The following is a 14,988-nucleotide window of genomic DNA, read 5'->3' on the forward strand; positions in this document are numbered from 1 at the left end:
ACCATTCAAAGTACTTTCTCGGAGGGGAGAACCAAAATGATCCAGATTCCAAAATACTGGGAAGATCTGAGCGTACTAGAGAAAAACCGTGAAGCTCCCAGGGCTTACTATATTCCTTATGCAGATGCAGAATCTTCCCGCAAGCAAAAGCGGGGGGATTCCCCTTATTATCGGACATTGAACGGGAACTGGAAGTTCAAATACAAGGAGTCCGTCCGGCAAGTAGACGATGCCTTTTACCGGATCGATGCCGATGTCAGTGATTGGGACGACTTGATCGTTCCTTCCTGTTGGCAGGTCAATGGATACGATCAGCTCCATTATACGAACGTCAATTACCCGTTTCCTTGCGATCCGCCGTATGTGCCGAATGACAATCCCACCGGCTTGTATGTTCGTGAGTTCAATATCTCCGGCGCATGGGAGGACAAAAGCAAATACATCGTTTTTGAAGGCGTAAACTCTTGCTTTTATTTATGGGTAAATGGCATCTGGGTCGGCTACAGCCAAGGCAGCCGCGTGCCGGCCGAATTCGATATTTCCCCTTACGTTCATACGGGTAGCAATAAAATTGCGGTTATGGTGTTGAAATGGTGCGACGGCTCCTATATAGAGGATCAAGATTTGTGGAGATTCTCGGGCATTTTCCGGGATGTGTACTTGCTGGCCCGCAGCCCCGAGCATATCGTCGATGTGTTCAACCGCGTGGAGCTGGACCAAGATTTCGGATCCGGAACGGTGACTTGCGAGCTCACGGCTGCCGGTCAGGCTGATGCCAGAATCGAGCTTACCGATGCGGACGGTGTGCTGCTGCATACGGAAACCGTAACCGTTGTAGGAGAAGGATGCGTAACCCTTCCAGTAGATCAACCTAATCTGTGGAGTGCCGAGACCCCGTATCTATACCATCTTTACATTACGGCCGCGGATGAGGTAATGCACTTTGAGGTCGGATTCAGGAAGGTTGAAATCGTTGACGGGGTCTTCATGATTAATGGAACGGCCGTCAAGCTAAAAGGGGTCAACCGGCATGATTCCCACCCTGTACTTGGACAGACGGTTCCGATCAATCATATGATCAAGGACCTGAAGCTGATGAAGCTGCACAATATCAATACGATCCGGGCGTCCCACTACCCGAATGATCCGCGTTTTCTGGAGCTGTGCAATCAGTTCGGTTTTTACGTCATTGATGAAGCGGACCTCGAATGCCACGGGGTGTTTCATGCGATCGGGAATTTCAATATGCTGACCCGCCTTCCGGAATGGGAGCATGTCTTCGTCGAACGCGCCGTACGCATGGTGGAGCGTGACAAAAACCATCCTTCGGTCATTATCTGGTCGATGGGGAACGAATCCGGCTACGACGTGAATCATATGGCGATGGCGAGATGGACCAAGTCCAGGGACGCTTCCCGGCCGGTTCATTACGAAGGCTCCGATCCCCGGCACCTGGGAAGCCCGGATACGGAAGTGTTGGACATGGAAAGCCGGATGTACTCCTCGCCGGCCTACATCGAAGCTTACGCGAAGGATGAGAACAGCACCAAACCTATGTTTATGTGCGAGTATAGTCATGCGATGGGCAACGGACCAGGGGATTTAAAGGATTACTGGGACGTCATTTATAAGTATCCCAAGTTGATGGGCGGCTGCGTCTGGGAATGGAGCGATCATGGCATCCTGACGAAGAACGCTCAAGGAACGCCGTATTATGCGTATGGGGGAGATTTCGGGGATCAGCCGAATGACGGCAATTTCTGTATCGACGGACTTGTTTCTCCCGACCGGGTTCCTCATCCGGGATTGCTGGAACTCAAGAAAGTGATCGCTCCAATCAGGGTAGAAGCAGACGATCTGGCTGCCGGGTCCCTCCGGATAACCAATCTGTATGACTTTGTGGACCTCGGTCATCTTACGTTACATTGGACGATTGAAAAAGAAGGGGAACTGTTCAGTCAGGGTCAAACGTTGGTAAGCGGAGTTGCGCCGCACACCTCGCAGCTAGTGAAGCTAGATTATGATTTACCGGAATTTTCGGAGCAAGCCTTTTACCTCACCGTGACTTTCCGCCTGCGGGAAAAAACGCTCTGGTCCGAGGTCGGACACGAAGTGATTTCCGAACAATTCAGACTGCCGGTGGAAATCCGGAAAGCCGCTGAAGCCAAATCCGCAATTGATGGTCAACCACTACGGATTACGGAAGAAGATAATTTGCTGACAATCGATGGATTTGATTTCCGCCATGTGTTTGATCTCTATAAGGGAAGCTTTACCTCCATTACGAGACACGGGGTTGAAATGATCGGCAAACCTTTGGGCTTCAATATTTGGAGAGCTCCGACGGACAATGACCGCAAAGTGAAACGGCAGTGGATGGAAGAGGGTTATGACCGCGCGCTGCCTCATATTTATGAAGCGGTTGTGACCGAGCGAGAAGAGAACTCCATACAAATTAGGGTAGCTTATTCCCTTGGTGGATATATCAAACCGCCGTTATTGCACGGCGTAGCCTACTGGCGGGTAACCGGCAACGGGGAAATCAGCCTGAAGACGGAAGTTACCGTGCGCGAAGATCTGTTGTTTCTACCCCGGTTTGGCTTGCAGGTTGCGATGCCGGCGGGTACCGAGGAAGTGGAGTATTTCGGAAACGGCCCTCATGAGAGTTATATAGATAAAAGCCAAAGCACGCTCAAGGGCAAATACCTGACAACAGTGGACGAGTTGTTTACGCCGTACATCATGCCACAGGAAAACGGCTCGCACGATAACACCGATTGGGTCATCGCAACGAACGAGCAGGGCATGGGTTTGAAATTCACGAGCAATCGGCCATTCTCGTTCAATGCGAGTCATTATACGCTGGAGGATTTAACCTTGGCACAGCATGATTACGAGCTTGTTCGCCGGGATGAAACGATACTCCATCTGGATTACAAGATGAGCGGCGTAGGTTCCAATTCTTGCGGACCGGAATTGCTGGAGGCTTACCGGCTGGATGAGAAGCAGTTCACCTTCGAGCTGAACATCATGCCACTATTTAAAGAAGATTAGATATTACCATATAATGGTGCTCCCTCATTGCGAGATTTTAGGGGCACCATTTCTTCAAATTTCATTTCTGTTTTGATATACTGTGAAGAATTCAGTTCCTAGTAACTAACTCTCATAATCGAAGTCAGAAGAGGTATAACATGAAGCATATTATTGAGAGGATGGTTTCGCGCATTAGAAAAGCCGGCACCGTCAGAACCAAGCTCATGCTGGCATTCTTCATCGTGGCCACGCTGCCGGTAGGGGCGCTCGGGTATTTTTCTTTTCATCAGTCGTCGAAGGTCGTTAATTCCCAGTTCGGCAGCTACGTAATTTATGCAGTGGATCAGCTTAAGCTGCATGTTGACGGCAATCTCAAGCAGATGGATGACATGACCGGCAACATTTTGTCCTATTTAATCGCTTCTTCAATCATCGTAGGGGATGAAGTCCCGACCACTTATGAGCAATACGTGGAGGAGAGGGATTTCCAGAATTACATCATGTCCCTGGAGAGCACGAATATTTTCAAAGTGGCGGTAATTACGCCTTCGGGCAGAGTGATCGGAAACAATCTCATTAACGCGGAAAGTCTGGAATCATCCTCATTCTGGTCCGATATTTCGAAATATAACAATAAGCATGTATTGATTCATATCCCGGACTATTACTCGACTCCCGCGAACGAGTATATGATCAGCATGGTGGTTCCGTTAAACAGGTCCTTCGGGCTACCGGAAGGAAGCCGATTATTGATCGACATGAAAGCGGATACAGTGCTTGGTCTAATCAAATCGTTCGAAAAGGACACCAAGTCTCATCTTCAGATTACAGATGCATCCGGTGAAGTTCTGTTGCATACGACATCGGACTATGTGAGTCGGGAGGACGATAAAGTTTGGTCGAGGGTACTTGATACGGAAGGCTGGGTGGTGGAAGCAAGAGTTCCATATGACACCTTTTACGAGTCCTCGTCTGTAATTTTGCGATATTCGGCTTTTATTGCCGCGTTGGCCATCCTGCTCGGTGTCATTATGGCCAGCTTCTATTCGATCCGCTTTACGATGCCTATCAAAAAATTGGCCCATTCCATGCGCCGTTTCGGCGAAGGCGATCTGTTGATCCGCACACCGGTCATGTCTTCGGACGAGCTTGGTTTTTTGAGCGAATCGTTTAACAAAATGACGGAACAGCTTGTTGAACTGGTGCATGAGATCAGCAGGACCGAAAAATTGAAGAGCGACGCCGAATTGAAAAGTTTGCACTATCAAATCAACCCGCATCTTCTGTTCAATACGTTGAATTCGATTCAATGGAAAGCCAAACTGGCCAGGCAGCCGGACATCCAAAAAATGCTGCAACATCTGATCGTGGTGCTGGACGGAAGTTTGAATTTCAAGCAAACCCTTCTTCCTTTACAGAAGGAGCTCGACATCGCCAAGCATTTTATCGAGATTCAGCGTTACCGCTATGAGGATACTTTTACATTTCATTTTGAGGTTCAGCCCGAGCTTGAAGACTGCCTGATTCCGCGCATGGTATTGCAGCCTTTGCTGGAAAATATATTTTTCCACGGTTTTCAGGACGGGCAGGGCCATATTGAAATGAGGATTTTTGAGGAAAAGAATATTTTGTACATGATCCTGGAAGACGATGGCGTTGGAGTTACGTCTGAACATATGGAATTCATCGGTTCAGGGCAGAAAGTGCCCGGGAAACGGGGCGGATTAGGCCTGCGGAATGTCGATGAACGATTTAAGCTCCACTACGGAGATGCTTACGGATTATCCATAGAATCAATCAGAAATCAAGGAACGAAGGTGACATTGATATGGCCAAAGACAACGGAAACCAATTCCCTATCAAAGTATTGATTGTGGATGATGAACAGCTGGTGAGAAAAGGACTTCGAATGACCATCGATTGGGAACGGCATCAGATGACCGTATGCGATGACGCCCCGAACGGAAGAATCGGCTGGCAAAAATTTCTGGAGCATCGTCCCCACCTTGTGATTACGGATATCGTCATGCCGGAAATGAGCGGGATCGAACTGGCGCAAAACATCAGAAAAGAATCTCCGGACACCTCGATCCTGTTCCTGAGCTGCCATCGGGATTTTAACTACGCGAGGCTCGGCATTCAATTAAACATTCACGATTATATCGTCAAGACCGACATGGATGACGATCATATCCATGAATCACTGGATCTAATTTATCAGAAGTATAAGGAAACTATGTTGAACCATCAGGACGCCCCGAAACCGGACGCAAAGTCGCCGGATCGGACGCAGGAGATCTTAAATGAATGGCTGGACAAGCAAAGTTATTCAGCCAGGGATCTTTTGCTGAAGCAACTTCGGAACGATTGGAAATGGATGTTGACTTCTTCATTTCTCATTCATATTTACCAATCCTCCGGGAGGGACAGTTCGCCGGAAGCGCAACTGAAACGATGGGAGGATTTGTCGCTCGCTTATCCTGGTCAACTGAAATTGCTTGAATTCGGCGACGGTACCGCGTTTCTTGCCTGCAGCAGGGACCTTGCGGACAAGGTCTTGTCCAAGCTGGTAGAATTGAAGATCAACGAACGTGAATTGGAGTGGCGTCAAAGCAAACCCATTACAAGCGCAGAAGGTTGGCTGGACGCCTTAAGTCGGCTGCATCGGATCCGTCAGGTGGAACAAAGCACCCGATTGTTCAGCACGGCCCACAAGGAAGATATCATACAAGCCATCGATTTCATCGACGAGCATCTGGATCAGGATATCCGGGCGGCGGATGTCGCTGCGGTGATCGGCGTCAGCCGCAGTTATTTCAGCACGATTTTTAAAGAAGCGACCGGCTGCAGCATCATTTCTTTTATTTCGGAACGCAAGCTGAGACGGGCGAAGGAGTTGCTCAGTGTGGCTTCGATCCGTACCGAAGAGGTTGCTGAAAAAATCGGAATTCAAGACGTGAAGTATTTTTCCAAATGGTTCAAGAAACAGGCGGAGATTACACCCGGGCAATACCGGCTGCAAACAAAATGACGGATTTATCAAACAAATAGACACTGCCGCCTGGCTTGGCCGGGCATTTTTTTATTTATCGGAAAAGATGACACTTTAATCAAACATCTGTCGGTGTGAAAGCCTTTTCAAGAGATTTATTATAAACCATGTAAACAAACGATCTTATTGACACAGGGGGTTATCATTCGTGAAAAGAAAACGGATATTGTACGTACTCATCACTTGTCTGTTGGTTTCTTTGCTGACGGCAGCCTGCTCCTCGGACAACAAAAAGGCGGATTCCAAAGATCCCGCTACAGGCAACGAAAAGGTGAAGTTGGTGGTCTGGATTTGGGAGACCGCAAAAGACGGACTGGATTTGAATATGGACGCCTTCAAGGCCAAGTATCCGAATATCGAAGTCGAATTCCAGACGATGAAATCAACGGATTTGTATTCCAAATACTTGATTACTTCGAGTACCGGAGATGCGGTTCCGGACATTATCACCGTGGAATCGACCAATATGTCCCAGATCGTTCAGATCGATTCTTTGCTTGATATTACCGATCGCGTGGCTCCCTACAAGGACAAAATGAGTGCCTATAAATGGGAAGATGCGACGAAGGACGACAAAGTGTACGCCATGCCGTGGGATAGCGGTCCGGTCGTAATGTTCTACCGCAACGATTTGTTCGCTCAGGCTGGCTTGCCAACCGATCCTGCGGATGTAGCCCAAGAGATTCAAACTTGGGACGACTATTACGAGGCTGCTAAATTGATCAAGGACAAAACGGGAGCGATGATGTACGGGGATTCCAAGACGAACTCCAGCAATCGGATGTTCGAGTCGATGATGTGGCAGCGCGGACTGTGGTACTTCGACGATGAAGGCAATGTCGCCGTCGATTCGCCGGAAATCAAGGAAAGCGCCGATTTCCTGATCAAAATGCAAAACGAAGGACTCGTATTCGATGCCCGCGCAAACACCGATCCATGGGGAAATGCGATCCGTGACGGAAAAATCGCTACTGTTGTAGGCGGTTCCTGGCACGATGCGATCATTGAAAACCAATATTCTCCGGCGGATAAAGGCAAATGGTCCGTAACTTTGATGCCGAAATGGTCCAAGGATGATAAGTATACGGGTGCGAACCAGGGCGGAGCGAACCTTGCGATCAACAAGAACTCCAAGCATCCGGAAGAGGCATGGCAGTTCATTGAATTCATGCTGGGAAGCGAAGAGTCCCAAGTTAAAATGATGACGGAAGCCGGATTGTTCCCGGCGATGCTGTTGAGCGATAACGCGTCTCTTGAGGATCCGTCCGAATATTTCAACAAAGAGCCGATCCGCAAAGTATATGCCGAGTCGCTTGCCAACACTTATCCGCTTGCGTATACATCCGACTTCCCAATGGCCAACAAGCTGATGACCGATGTGTGGGCAAAGGTCTTCCTGAACAAAGTCAGCTCGGAGAAAGCCCTGAAAGACATGGCGGATGAGCTCCGCAGCAAAACAAAGAGAAATTAAACTCATCTTGATAGGATTGGAGGGAATGATATGAAAGCATCCAAGTTAAACAAGCAGATGTTGGTTGCTCCTTACATCTACATATCACCCTATTTCATCTTGTTCTTCGTCTTCTCGTTATATCCGATTCTGTATTCGATCTATATCAGCTTAACGGATTGGAACGGATCCGGTGAGAAGTTGTTTATTGGGTTCGAAAATTATATTCAGTTGTTCAGCGACAACGACTTCTGGTTGTCCCTGTGGAACAGTACGCTGATCTTTCTGATGTATGTTCCGATCATGTTGTTTGTGGGACTGATTCTGGCGTCCATGTTGAATTCCAACTGGATGGTAGGCAAAGGCTTTTTCAGGATGGCGCTGTTTGTTCCCAATTTCGTCTCCGTCGTTGCCGTTTCATTCGTCTTCATCTTGTTGTTGAACACCCAGGACGGCCTGGTCAATAGCGTGCTCAGAAGCATCGGCCTGATCGACAATCCGATTCCTTGGCTGGAATCGCCTTGGTGGGCTCGGTTCTCCGTTGCCATGATGGTGCTGTACCGCTGGCTTGGTTACAACATGCTGCTGCTTCTTACCGGATTGCAGAACATTTCGAAAGATTTGTATGAAGCCGCTTACGTTGACGGAGCCACGAAAATCAAAAGCTTCTTCTTCATTACGATTCCGTTAGTCAAAAAGATGCTGTTGTTCTGTACGGTGCTCTCCACGATCGGAACGTTCTCGCTCTTTACTGAGCCGTTCATTCTGACCCAGGGCGGGCCGTTGAACTCGACCTTGACTCCGGTGCTCATGCTGTATAGAGAAAGCTTCCAAAACTTCAATTTCGGTTACGCATCTTCCATCGCCGTCTGCTTCTTTATTCTCATGATGGTTATCTCTTTGTTGCAAATGCGTATCTTCGACGATAAAGAGTAGGCGGGAGGATACTATGGAAAAAACACTTAAATTAAAGGCTGCCGGCACTTCCGGCAGCAAACACATCTGGTCCTCGTCACTAGCATTTGTACTGATGGCTGTTGTCTCCCTGTTCACTTTGTTCCCGTTGTTCTGGCTGTTCAGTTCATCGTTAAAAGACATCAGCGAGATCTTTGTGAATCCGCCGATCTGGATTCCGTCGACGCTGCATTGGGAGAATTTCAGGGAGCTGTTTGTGGAACGGAAATTCGGAATCATTACCTGGAACAGCTTCTTGTTATCTACGACTTCTACATTAATCGCGTTAATCTTTTGCAGCTTGGCCGGTTTTGCCTTTGCCAAATACAAGTTTAAAGGTAAACAGTTCTTGTTCGTACTCGTGCTGGCATCGCTCATGATCCCGCATGAAGCAACCATGGTTCCTTTGTTCTCGATCTACAAGAACATGCATCTTATCGATAACATTTGGGGCGTGATTCTGCCGGATTTGGCCAACGCTTTCGGGATCTTCTTCATGCGCCAATACTGCATGTCGCTTCCCGATGAGATGATGGAGGCCGCCCGGATCGACGGTTGCAACGAATTCAAAATTTTCCGTAAGATCGTGCTGCCGAATTTAAGATCAGGCTTCGCCGGTCTGGGTATTATCCTGTTCGTAAAACAATGGAATAACTTCCTGTGGCCATCCGTTATTTTGAGATCCCAGGAAAACATGACCTTATCCGTTGCTCTTAAAGCGCTTGAGGACAGCAATAACACGCCATACCATCTCATTATGGCCGGTTCCGTGATCAGCGTACTTCCGCTGCTAATCATCGTACTGATCTTCCAGAAGCAATTGATTGCCGGGATGATCGACGGCGCAATTAAAGGCTAATGCAAATCCCCCTGAAGAGATTCAGGGGGATTTTGATTATTTATTTACTATTAAATAATTGTATTCGAAGAAGCTGCTTCAACTCGTCCAGATTTTTAACGGAAGTGAACGGAATACCAAGCCTATTAAAATTGTCTTTTAATATATTCCCGCAAAATAAGTGGATGGATAAACCGTTGATCAATTCCTCCAGAAATTCCTCTTTATCTGCACCCTTAATTTCAAGGAATGCTGAAACCAGTTCCGCGTCCCCTAAAAAGAGCTCGAAAATTATCGCAGGCAGTTCATAATCTTCAGGAGCGATCATACAATCCGCAAAGTCAATCAAGGTAAGTGTTCCTTGGGAATCGAGCAATACGTTATCCCTGGTAATATCCCCGTGAACCAGCACTTTGCCGGAATAATTCCGTTCAGAAGCACGAGTCTCCAACTCTTGAATCAACGAGGGATGTAATCCATTCATACGTTCGGTGCGGTAGAGATGGTTCCTTAAATCGGGTTGCGGTGGGAGCTGATCAAAAGGTTGATTTAAGCGCGACGTGATCTCGGATAACCGCATCACAAATTGCTTCTTGTCCGCCTCAGGATAAGACAGTACGGTTTCCAAAGGCACATTGGCATTCACGTAATCCATTACTATATAGCGAAACAAATACTTATCTTCAATCTCACCGAAGGCAATAATACGAGGAACAGAGATCCCTTGTTCCATGGCGAACTTCATTACGGAAAGTTCGGTATAATAATCTTGTTCCGTATGGAACCCGCTCTCCCTGGGCGCATAAATTTTGATGACCAGCCGGTCCGCTTTGAACACCGCGTTGGTCCCCGGGGTCAGGTTTTGAATCTCTTCCTTTACCGTTAGCCCTTCTTTGTGGAATATGGCATTTGTCAATGGGGCAAAAGCTTTAATGGAAGTAAATATATTTCCCCAGGAAGCGGTCCCGTTCAGGGTTTCTTTAAAAAACATCTACAGCGCACCTCGCTTAATCGTTATACAATGAAAGTATCATAATGAAGGAGAAAGGCTCAATGACAAATCTACTCTATTACGACTCAGCCTATTTAACGGAATGGCAAACCGTCATCCATACGGTTTTAGAAAAAGAAGACGGGATATACTTAACTCTGGAAGAGACGGCTTTTTATCCGCATGGGGGAGGACAACCCTGCGATGAAGGGACCATCGGGGGCATTCCCGTATTGGACGTGTCGAAGGAAGACGAGATCATCTGGCATAAGGTGGAGAGCCTGCCTGAGGAAACATCGGTCGTATGCCGATTGAATTGGGACCGGAGATTTGACCATATGCAGCAGCACAGCGGCCAGCATCTGCTTTCGGCGACTTGCCTTGTGACGCTGGGGGCGCAAACGTTGAGCTTTCATCTGGGGGTGGATTACGCCACCATCGATGTTGAGCTCCCGGAGCTGTCATCGGAGCGGCTTGCTCTTCTCGAACGGGAAGTAAACCGTCATATTTATCTCAATCATGAAATTACAAGCTATTTTGTAACGGATGAGGTAGCGGCAAGGCTGCCGTTAGTTAAACAACCGAAAGTAACCGGCGGTATAAGAATCGTTGAAATGAAAGATGTGGAATATAACGCCTGCGGCGGAACACATGTATCTTCTACAGGAGAGATCGGCATGATCAAGCTGCTGAAGGCGGAACGCCAAAAGGGGAATACACGGATCTATTTCTTGTGTGGATACCGGGCCTTGCAGGAATTTAACGAGAGTCAGCGGATTTTATCAGCGTTGACGCAGAAATTCAATACCGGGAAAGATGGAATTTTGGATCGTTTGGACAAATGGGAGCAGGAGCACAAGCAGCTTCAATGGGAACTGAACGCCCAAAGGGAGAAGAATGACGAGTTTGTATTGAAAGAGCTTTTATCCCAGTCGAAAGGTGGCCTTATAGCGCAAGTGTTTGAAGATCGTAGCCTGAAGGATTTGCAAAACCTGGCGACCAGGTTAGCCGCTGAAAGCAAAGTTCCCGTTTTATTCGCAGCCGGTGGTGACAATAAAGTCTTAATGGCCTACGGCGGAGATGAAGGGTTTTCTTGCGGAGCGTTTTTCAAAGAGCATCTCAGCGGCTATAACGGTAAAGGCGGCGGCAGCGACAAACTGGCGCAGGCGGGATTCGGCTCTTGGGACGAGGCTTTAGCTTTTTATGAATTTGCCAAGACAGGATGGTCGGTTTAAAAGGGAGGAGTTACATTGGCGGAGAGCAAAACGAATGCTATGCGAATATTGGACAAGTCCGGCGTTCCTTACAGTATTCTGGGATATGATCCCGGGGATGGAGAAATCCACGGCACTGCTGTGGCCGAGAAAATCGGCCGTCCCCCCGGCTCCGTATTCAAGACGCTGGTGGCGCATCAGGGAAACCAGATTTATGTGTTCGTCATCCCGGTAGCGGAGGAGCTGGATTTGAAAAAAGCGGCCAAAGCCGCCGGCGAGAAAAAAGTGGAGATGCTGCCCGTCAAAGAGCTGCTGAAATGGACTGGTTACGTCCGCGGCGGCTGTTCGCCGGTCGGGATGAAAAAGCTCTATCCCACTTTCCTGGACGCGAGCGCGGAAGGCTTGGACAAAATGGCGGTAAGCGCGGGAAGAATCGGCACCCAGATGGAGCTTGATCCTATACAACTCGCCAAGCAGGTAAAAGCGGGCTTTGTGCCGCTGATTAAAGAAGCAGATAACGAATAAGGCAAAGGAAGTGCAATTCAACATGATTAGACCGGCAAAAAAGGAGGACCGCAGCCAAGCTGCGGTGCTTATGGTTGACGCGATCCATGATATCGCAGACGCATTGACGGGAGAATCCGACAAGTCCAAGGTTTTGGAGCAAATGGAGAAGTATTTCTGCGAGGAAATCAACCGGTTAAGCTACCGGAACTGTCTGATTAAGACAGTCGGGGAGCAGCCGGTAGGCATTGTGGTAGCTTATCACGGCAAAGACGCTCCGGCACTTGACGCCCCGATTCTGAAACACCTGGAGAACAGTAACGGAGGAGTGGCCGCTACCTTGGATATTGAAGCGGACCCCGACGATTACTATATCGATACGGTAAGCGTAAGTCCTGAGTTCGGCGGCCGCGGTTTCGGCACGGAGCTGCTGCAAGCGGCGATTCAGCATGCCGTGGAGCAAGGATATCCCACCGTCTCCCTGAATGTCGAGGAAGATAATGTTAAAGCGCGCAAGCTTTACGAACGACTCGGATTTCAGCGCAAGAAAGACATCGTTATTCACCATCATACCTATGCTTATATGGTGAAGACGTTGTAAGCGTAAGATTCTAATCCCTCATAAAAATACTACGTCTGTTTACGTTAAGCTGGGCGGATGTTATATGAACCGCGGTTTCTTCCAGCGCGGATAGTAAGGCTACGATGCAAGCAGGCCAGAATACGGCCGGGTTGCGGGAGATTAGGAACAAGGGCGGGCCTAGAAAAAGAAGCAATCCGGCCAACTTATTCCCCCAAGTATGTAGGATGGCAAACGATCGATATTTGCAGGCGGCTATAATTAAGTTGACGCAACGTACGAGCGTTATAAGGATGACCCAGGGGACGAATGGCAGAATTTCGGTTCCGTGCCGAAGGATCAAATATCCCATAATGACGGCAACCAGCATGAGATCCGCTATGGTGTCCAGTCTTGCACCCAGCTCACTTTGCGTATTCGTTTTTCGTGCAACCGCTCCATCAAGTACGTCGCTTAACCCCGACATGAAATAAATGACCGCAAATAATCCGGGATGGTTGAACAAAAATAACAAGGTTATCACTAGAATCATTCTGCTTATGGAAATGAGATTTGCCGCATGATTCAACGGACTTCCCCCTTTGGGAATGATGGGATCTAACCAATGCGATTACGTTAAATGAAACGGCCCCCAGGAATAAGGGGTCTTTTTTTGATCACTGCTCTTTCGGATTCTTCAAGTTATAATATTATCATCTTATTCGACTGGAGTCTGGTCATATACGATGGACAAAATATTGTTAATAGAAGATGATCACAAATTACAGAAATATATCAAGGACTACTTGGAAGCCTATGATTTCGAGGTGGAGTCGGTTTCGGATTTCGGGAAGGTTATGGAGCAGGTTGAAGAGAGTAAGCCGGATCTGATTCTTCTGGATATCAATCTTCCGACCTTTGACGGTTTTTATTATTTGCGGGTCATCCGAAAAAAGTCTTCCGTCCCAATCATCATTCTTTCTGCGCACAGCGACGAAGGGGAACAGATCCGCGGCATGGAGTACGGTGCGGACGACTATGTAACAAAGCCGTTTCGGATCGGAATCCTCTTGGCGAAGATCCATGCCGTGCTCCGGCGCGCCCATCATCGGGCGGAAGAGAGTCAGTCGGCCGGAGAGCTCAAACTGCTGCACGACAGCATGAAGCTGCAATATAAAGAACAGATCATGGAATTGAGCAAGAATGAATTTCGTCTAATGCACCTGTTTATGAAAAAAGCGGGAGGGATTGTCACCCGCGAAGAATTTCTGGAAGCGTTATGGGATGAACATGTGTTTGTCGATGACAATACGTTGACCGTAAATATTACCCGGATTAAAAAGAAGCTGAGCCAGTACGGACTTCATAACGTCATTACGACCAAGCGGGGAGTGGGCTATGTCTTTGATCCGAATGCTTGCTGATTTTCTGAGCCTAAAAAAAGGAATGATCTTCGTTTACGTTTTGAATACGGTACTTCTCCTATTTTTGTCCTACGTTTTCTATGACGTGGACGACATCATGTATCCGCTTCTTGTAAGCAGCTTTATTTTGTTCATTTATCTCGTGATTGCGGGCGCTGGTTATTTTAAAGTGTACGTCAAACTTCAGGACTGCAAGAGTAGTCCGCAGATAGAGCTTGATGAGTCGAAGGTTTTGGACAAGCTTCTATTCGGGAAGATCAACGAGATCCATGAGCAGTACAATACCAGGATTTATGAACTGAAGAGCTCCGTTAAAGAAAGAAACACATTGTTCTCACAGTGGATTCACAATATGAAAGGTTCCGTCTCGATTATTGATCTGGCTTCGGAACAAGGTTCGCAACAAGCCATGGAAGACATTCAGGAAGAGAACGGCAAACTGATGGCGAATTTGGAAGAGTGTTTGAACATGCTCAGGCTAGATGATTTTTCGCGGGATTACTTACCGGAGAGGGTAAATTTGCACCGTGTCGCCACGAGGGCCATCAACGCCCGAAAGAAAGATTTTATCTATCAAGGGGTTTATCCCAAAGTGGAGATTGATGAAGCGTTGTTTGTATATACCGATGAAAAATGGTGCGGGTATATGCTGGAGCAAGTGTTGTCCAACGCGGTCAAGTATAGCCGTCGGGAAGGCCTGGTGACCGTAAGGAGCGAGATGAAAGGGGATCGCGTCCTCCTTACCGTACAAGATAACGGGATCGGGATATGTCTGGAGGAGCTGCCACGGGTATTCGACCCTTTTTTTACGGGGAGGAACGGAAGAGAGGATCGCTCCGCTACGGGGATTGGCCTATACATGGTGAAGTATATCGCGCAGAGACTTGGCCATGGCGTTAGCATGGAGTCGCATAAGGGAGCGGGGAGTATGTTCACTATTTCTTTCCTTGCAAAAATGTAAGGTTA

Annotated in this window: 13 protein-coding genes; 11 read left to right on the forward strand and 2 right to left on the reverse strand. The window is 47.9% G+C overall.

The features are described from left to right. Positions 1–36 precede the first annotated feature (36 nt). The 6 genes from KJS57_RS12740 to KJS57_RS12765 all read left to right on the forward strand — a co-directional run bounded on the left by KJS57_RS12740 (position 37) and on the right by KJS57_RS12765 (position 9,351). On the forward strand, positions 37–3,054 hold the full coding sequence (locus tag KJS57_RS12740) for a glycoside hydrolase family 2 TIM barrel-domain containing protein (RefSeq protein WP_213655074.1): 3,018 nt from the start codon (positions 37–39) through the stop codon (positions 3,052–3,054). Positions 3,055–3,194: 140 nt separating this feature from the next. Next, complete coding sequence (locus KJS57_RS12745; protein ID WP_213655075.1) at positions 3,195–4,907, forward strand: sensor histidine kinase; 1,713 nt, start codon at positions 3,195–3,197, stop codon at positions 4,905–4,907. After that, positions 4,865–6,067, forward strand: a complete 1,203-nt coding sequence (locus KJS57_RS12750; protein ID WP_213655076.1) for a response regulator transcription factor — start codon at positions 4,865–4,867, stop codon at positions 6,065–6,067. Before KJS57_RS12745 ends, KJS57_RS12750 begins: the two co-directional genes overlap by 43 nt. 169 nt (positions 6,068–6,236) lie before the next feature. Then, on the forward strand, positions 6,237–7,559 hold the full coding sequence (locus KJS57_RS12755) for an ABC transporter substrate-binding protein (RefSeq protein ID WP_213655077.1): 1,323 nt from the start codon (positions 6,237–6,239) through the stop codon (positions 7,557–7,559). 30 nt (positions 7,560–7,589) lie between these two features. Beyond that, a complete protein-coding gene (locus tag KJS57_RS12760) occupies positions 7,590–8,474 on the forward strand; it encodes a carbohydrate ABC transporter permease (protein ID WP_213655078.1) in 885 nt (294 codons plus the stop codon). Between the two features lie 13 nt (positions 8,475–8,487). Continuing rightward, on the forward strand, positions 8,488–9,351 hold the full coding sequence (locus KJS57_RS12765; protein WP_213655079.1) for a carbohydrate ABC transporter permease: 864 nt from the start codon (positions 8,488–8,490) through the stop codon (positions 9,349–9,351). A 40-nt stretch (positions 9,352–9,391) separates the two neighbouring features. Here KJS57_RS12765 and KJS57_RS12770 read toward each other — a convergent pair whose 3' ends face one another. Beyond that, the gene (locus KJS57_RS12770; RefSeq protein ID WP_213655080.1) at positions 9,392–10,321 is read right to left on the reverse strand and encodes an aminoglycoside phosphotransferase family protein; all 930 of its coding nucleotides are present in this window, start codon (positions 10,319–10,321) and stop codon (positions 9,392–9,394) included. Between the two features lie 62 nt (positions 10,322–10,383). Between KJS57_RS12770 and KJS57_RS12775 the strand changes: the two genes are divergently transcribed. The 3 genes from KJS57_RS12775 to KJS57_RS12785 are packed head-to-tail and all read left to right on the forward strand — an operon-like array spanning position 10,384 to position 12,640. Beyond that, positions 10,384–11,556, forward strand: coding sequence for an alanyl-tRNA editing protein (locus KJS57_RS12775; protein ID WP_213655081.1), 1,173 nt, complete (start codon positions 10,384–10,386; stop codon positions 11,554–11,556). Between the two features lie 15 nt (positions 11,557–11,571). Continuing rightward, a complete protein-coding gene (gene ybaK / locus KJS57_RS12780) occupies positions 11,572–12,060 on the forward strand; it encodes a Cys-tRNA(Pro) deacylase (protein ID WP_213655082.1) in 489 nt (162 codons plus the stop codon). A 22-nt stretch (positions 12,061–12,082) separates the two neighbouring features. Continuing rightward, a complete protein-coding gene (locus tag KJS57_RS12785; RefSeq protein ID WP_213655083.1) occupies positions 12,083–12,640 on the forward strand; it encodes a GNAT family N-acetyltransferase in 558 nt (185 codons plus the stop codon). 10 nt (positions 12,641–12,650) lie between these two features. On the opposite strand, the gene KJS57_RS12790 is transcribed toward KJS57_RS12785, so the two are convergent. Then, the gene (locus KJS57_RS12790; protein ID WP_213655084.1) at positions 12,651–13,187 is read right to left on the reverse strand and encodes a CDP-alcohol phosphatidyltransferase family protein; all 537 of its coding nucleotides are present in this window, start codon (positions 13,185–13,187) and stop codon (positions 12,651–12,653) included. A 157-nt stretch (positions 13,188–13,344) separates the two neighbouring features. Between KJS57_RS12790 and KJS57_RS12795 the strand changes: the two genes are divergently transcribed. Further along, entirely contained in the window at positions 13,345–14,022 is a 678-nt protein-coding gene (locus KJS57_RS12795) for a response regulator transcription factor (RefSeq protein WP_213655085.1), read from the forward strand. Further along, positions 13,997–14,983, forward strand: a complete 987-nt coding sequence (locus KJS57_RS12800) for a sensor histidine kinase (RefSeq protein WP_213655086.1) — start codon at positions 13,997–13,999, stop codon at positions 14,981–14,983. Before KJS57_RS12795 ends, KJS57_RS12800 begins: the two co-directional genes overlap by 26 nt. Positions 14,984–14,988 lie beyond the last annotated feature (5 nt).

The sequence above is a fragment of the Paenibacillus vini genome (genome assembly GCF_018403325.1).
Taxonomy (GTDB): Bacteria; Bacillota; Bacilli; order Paenibacillales; family Paenibacillaceae; genus Fontibacillus; species Fontibacillus vini.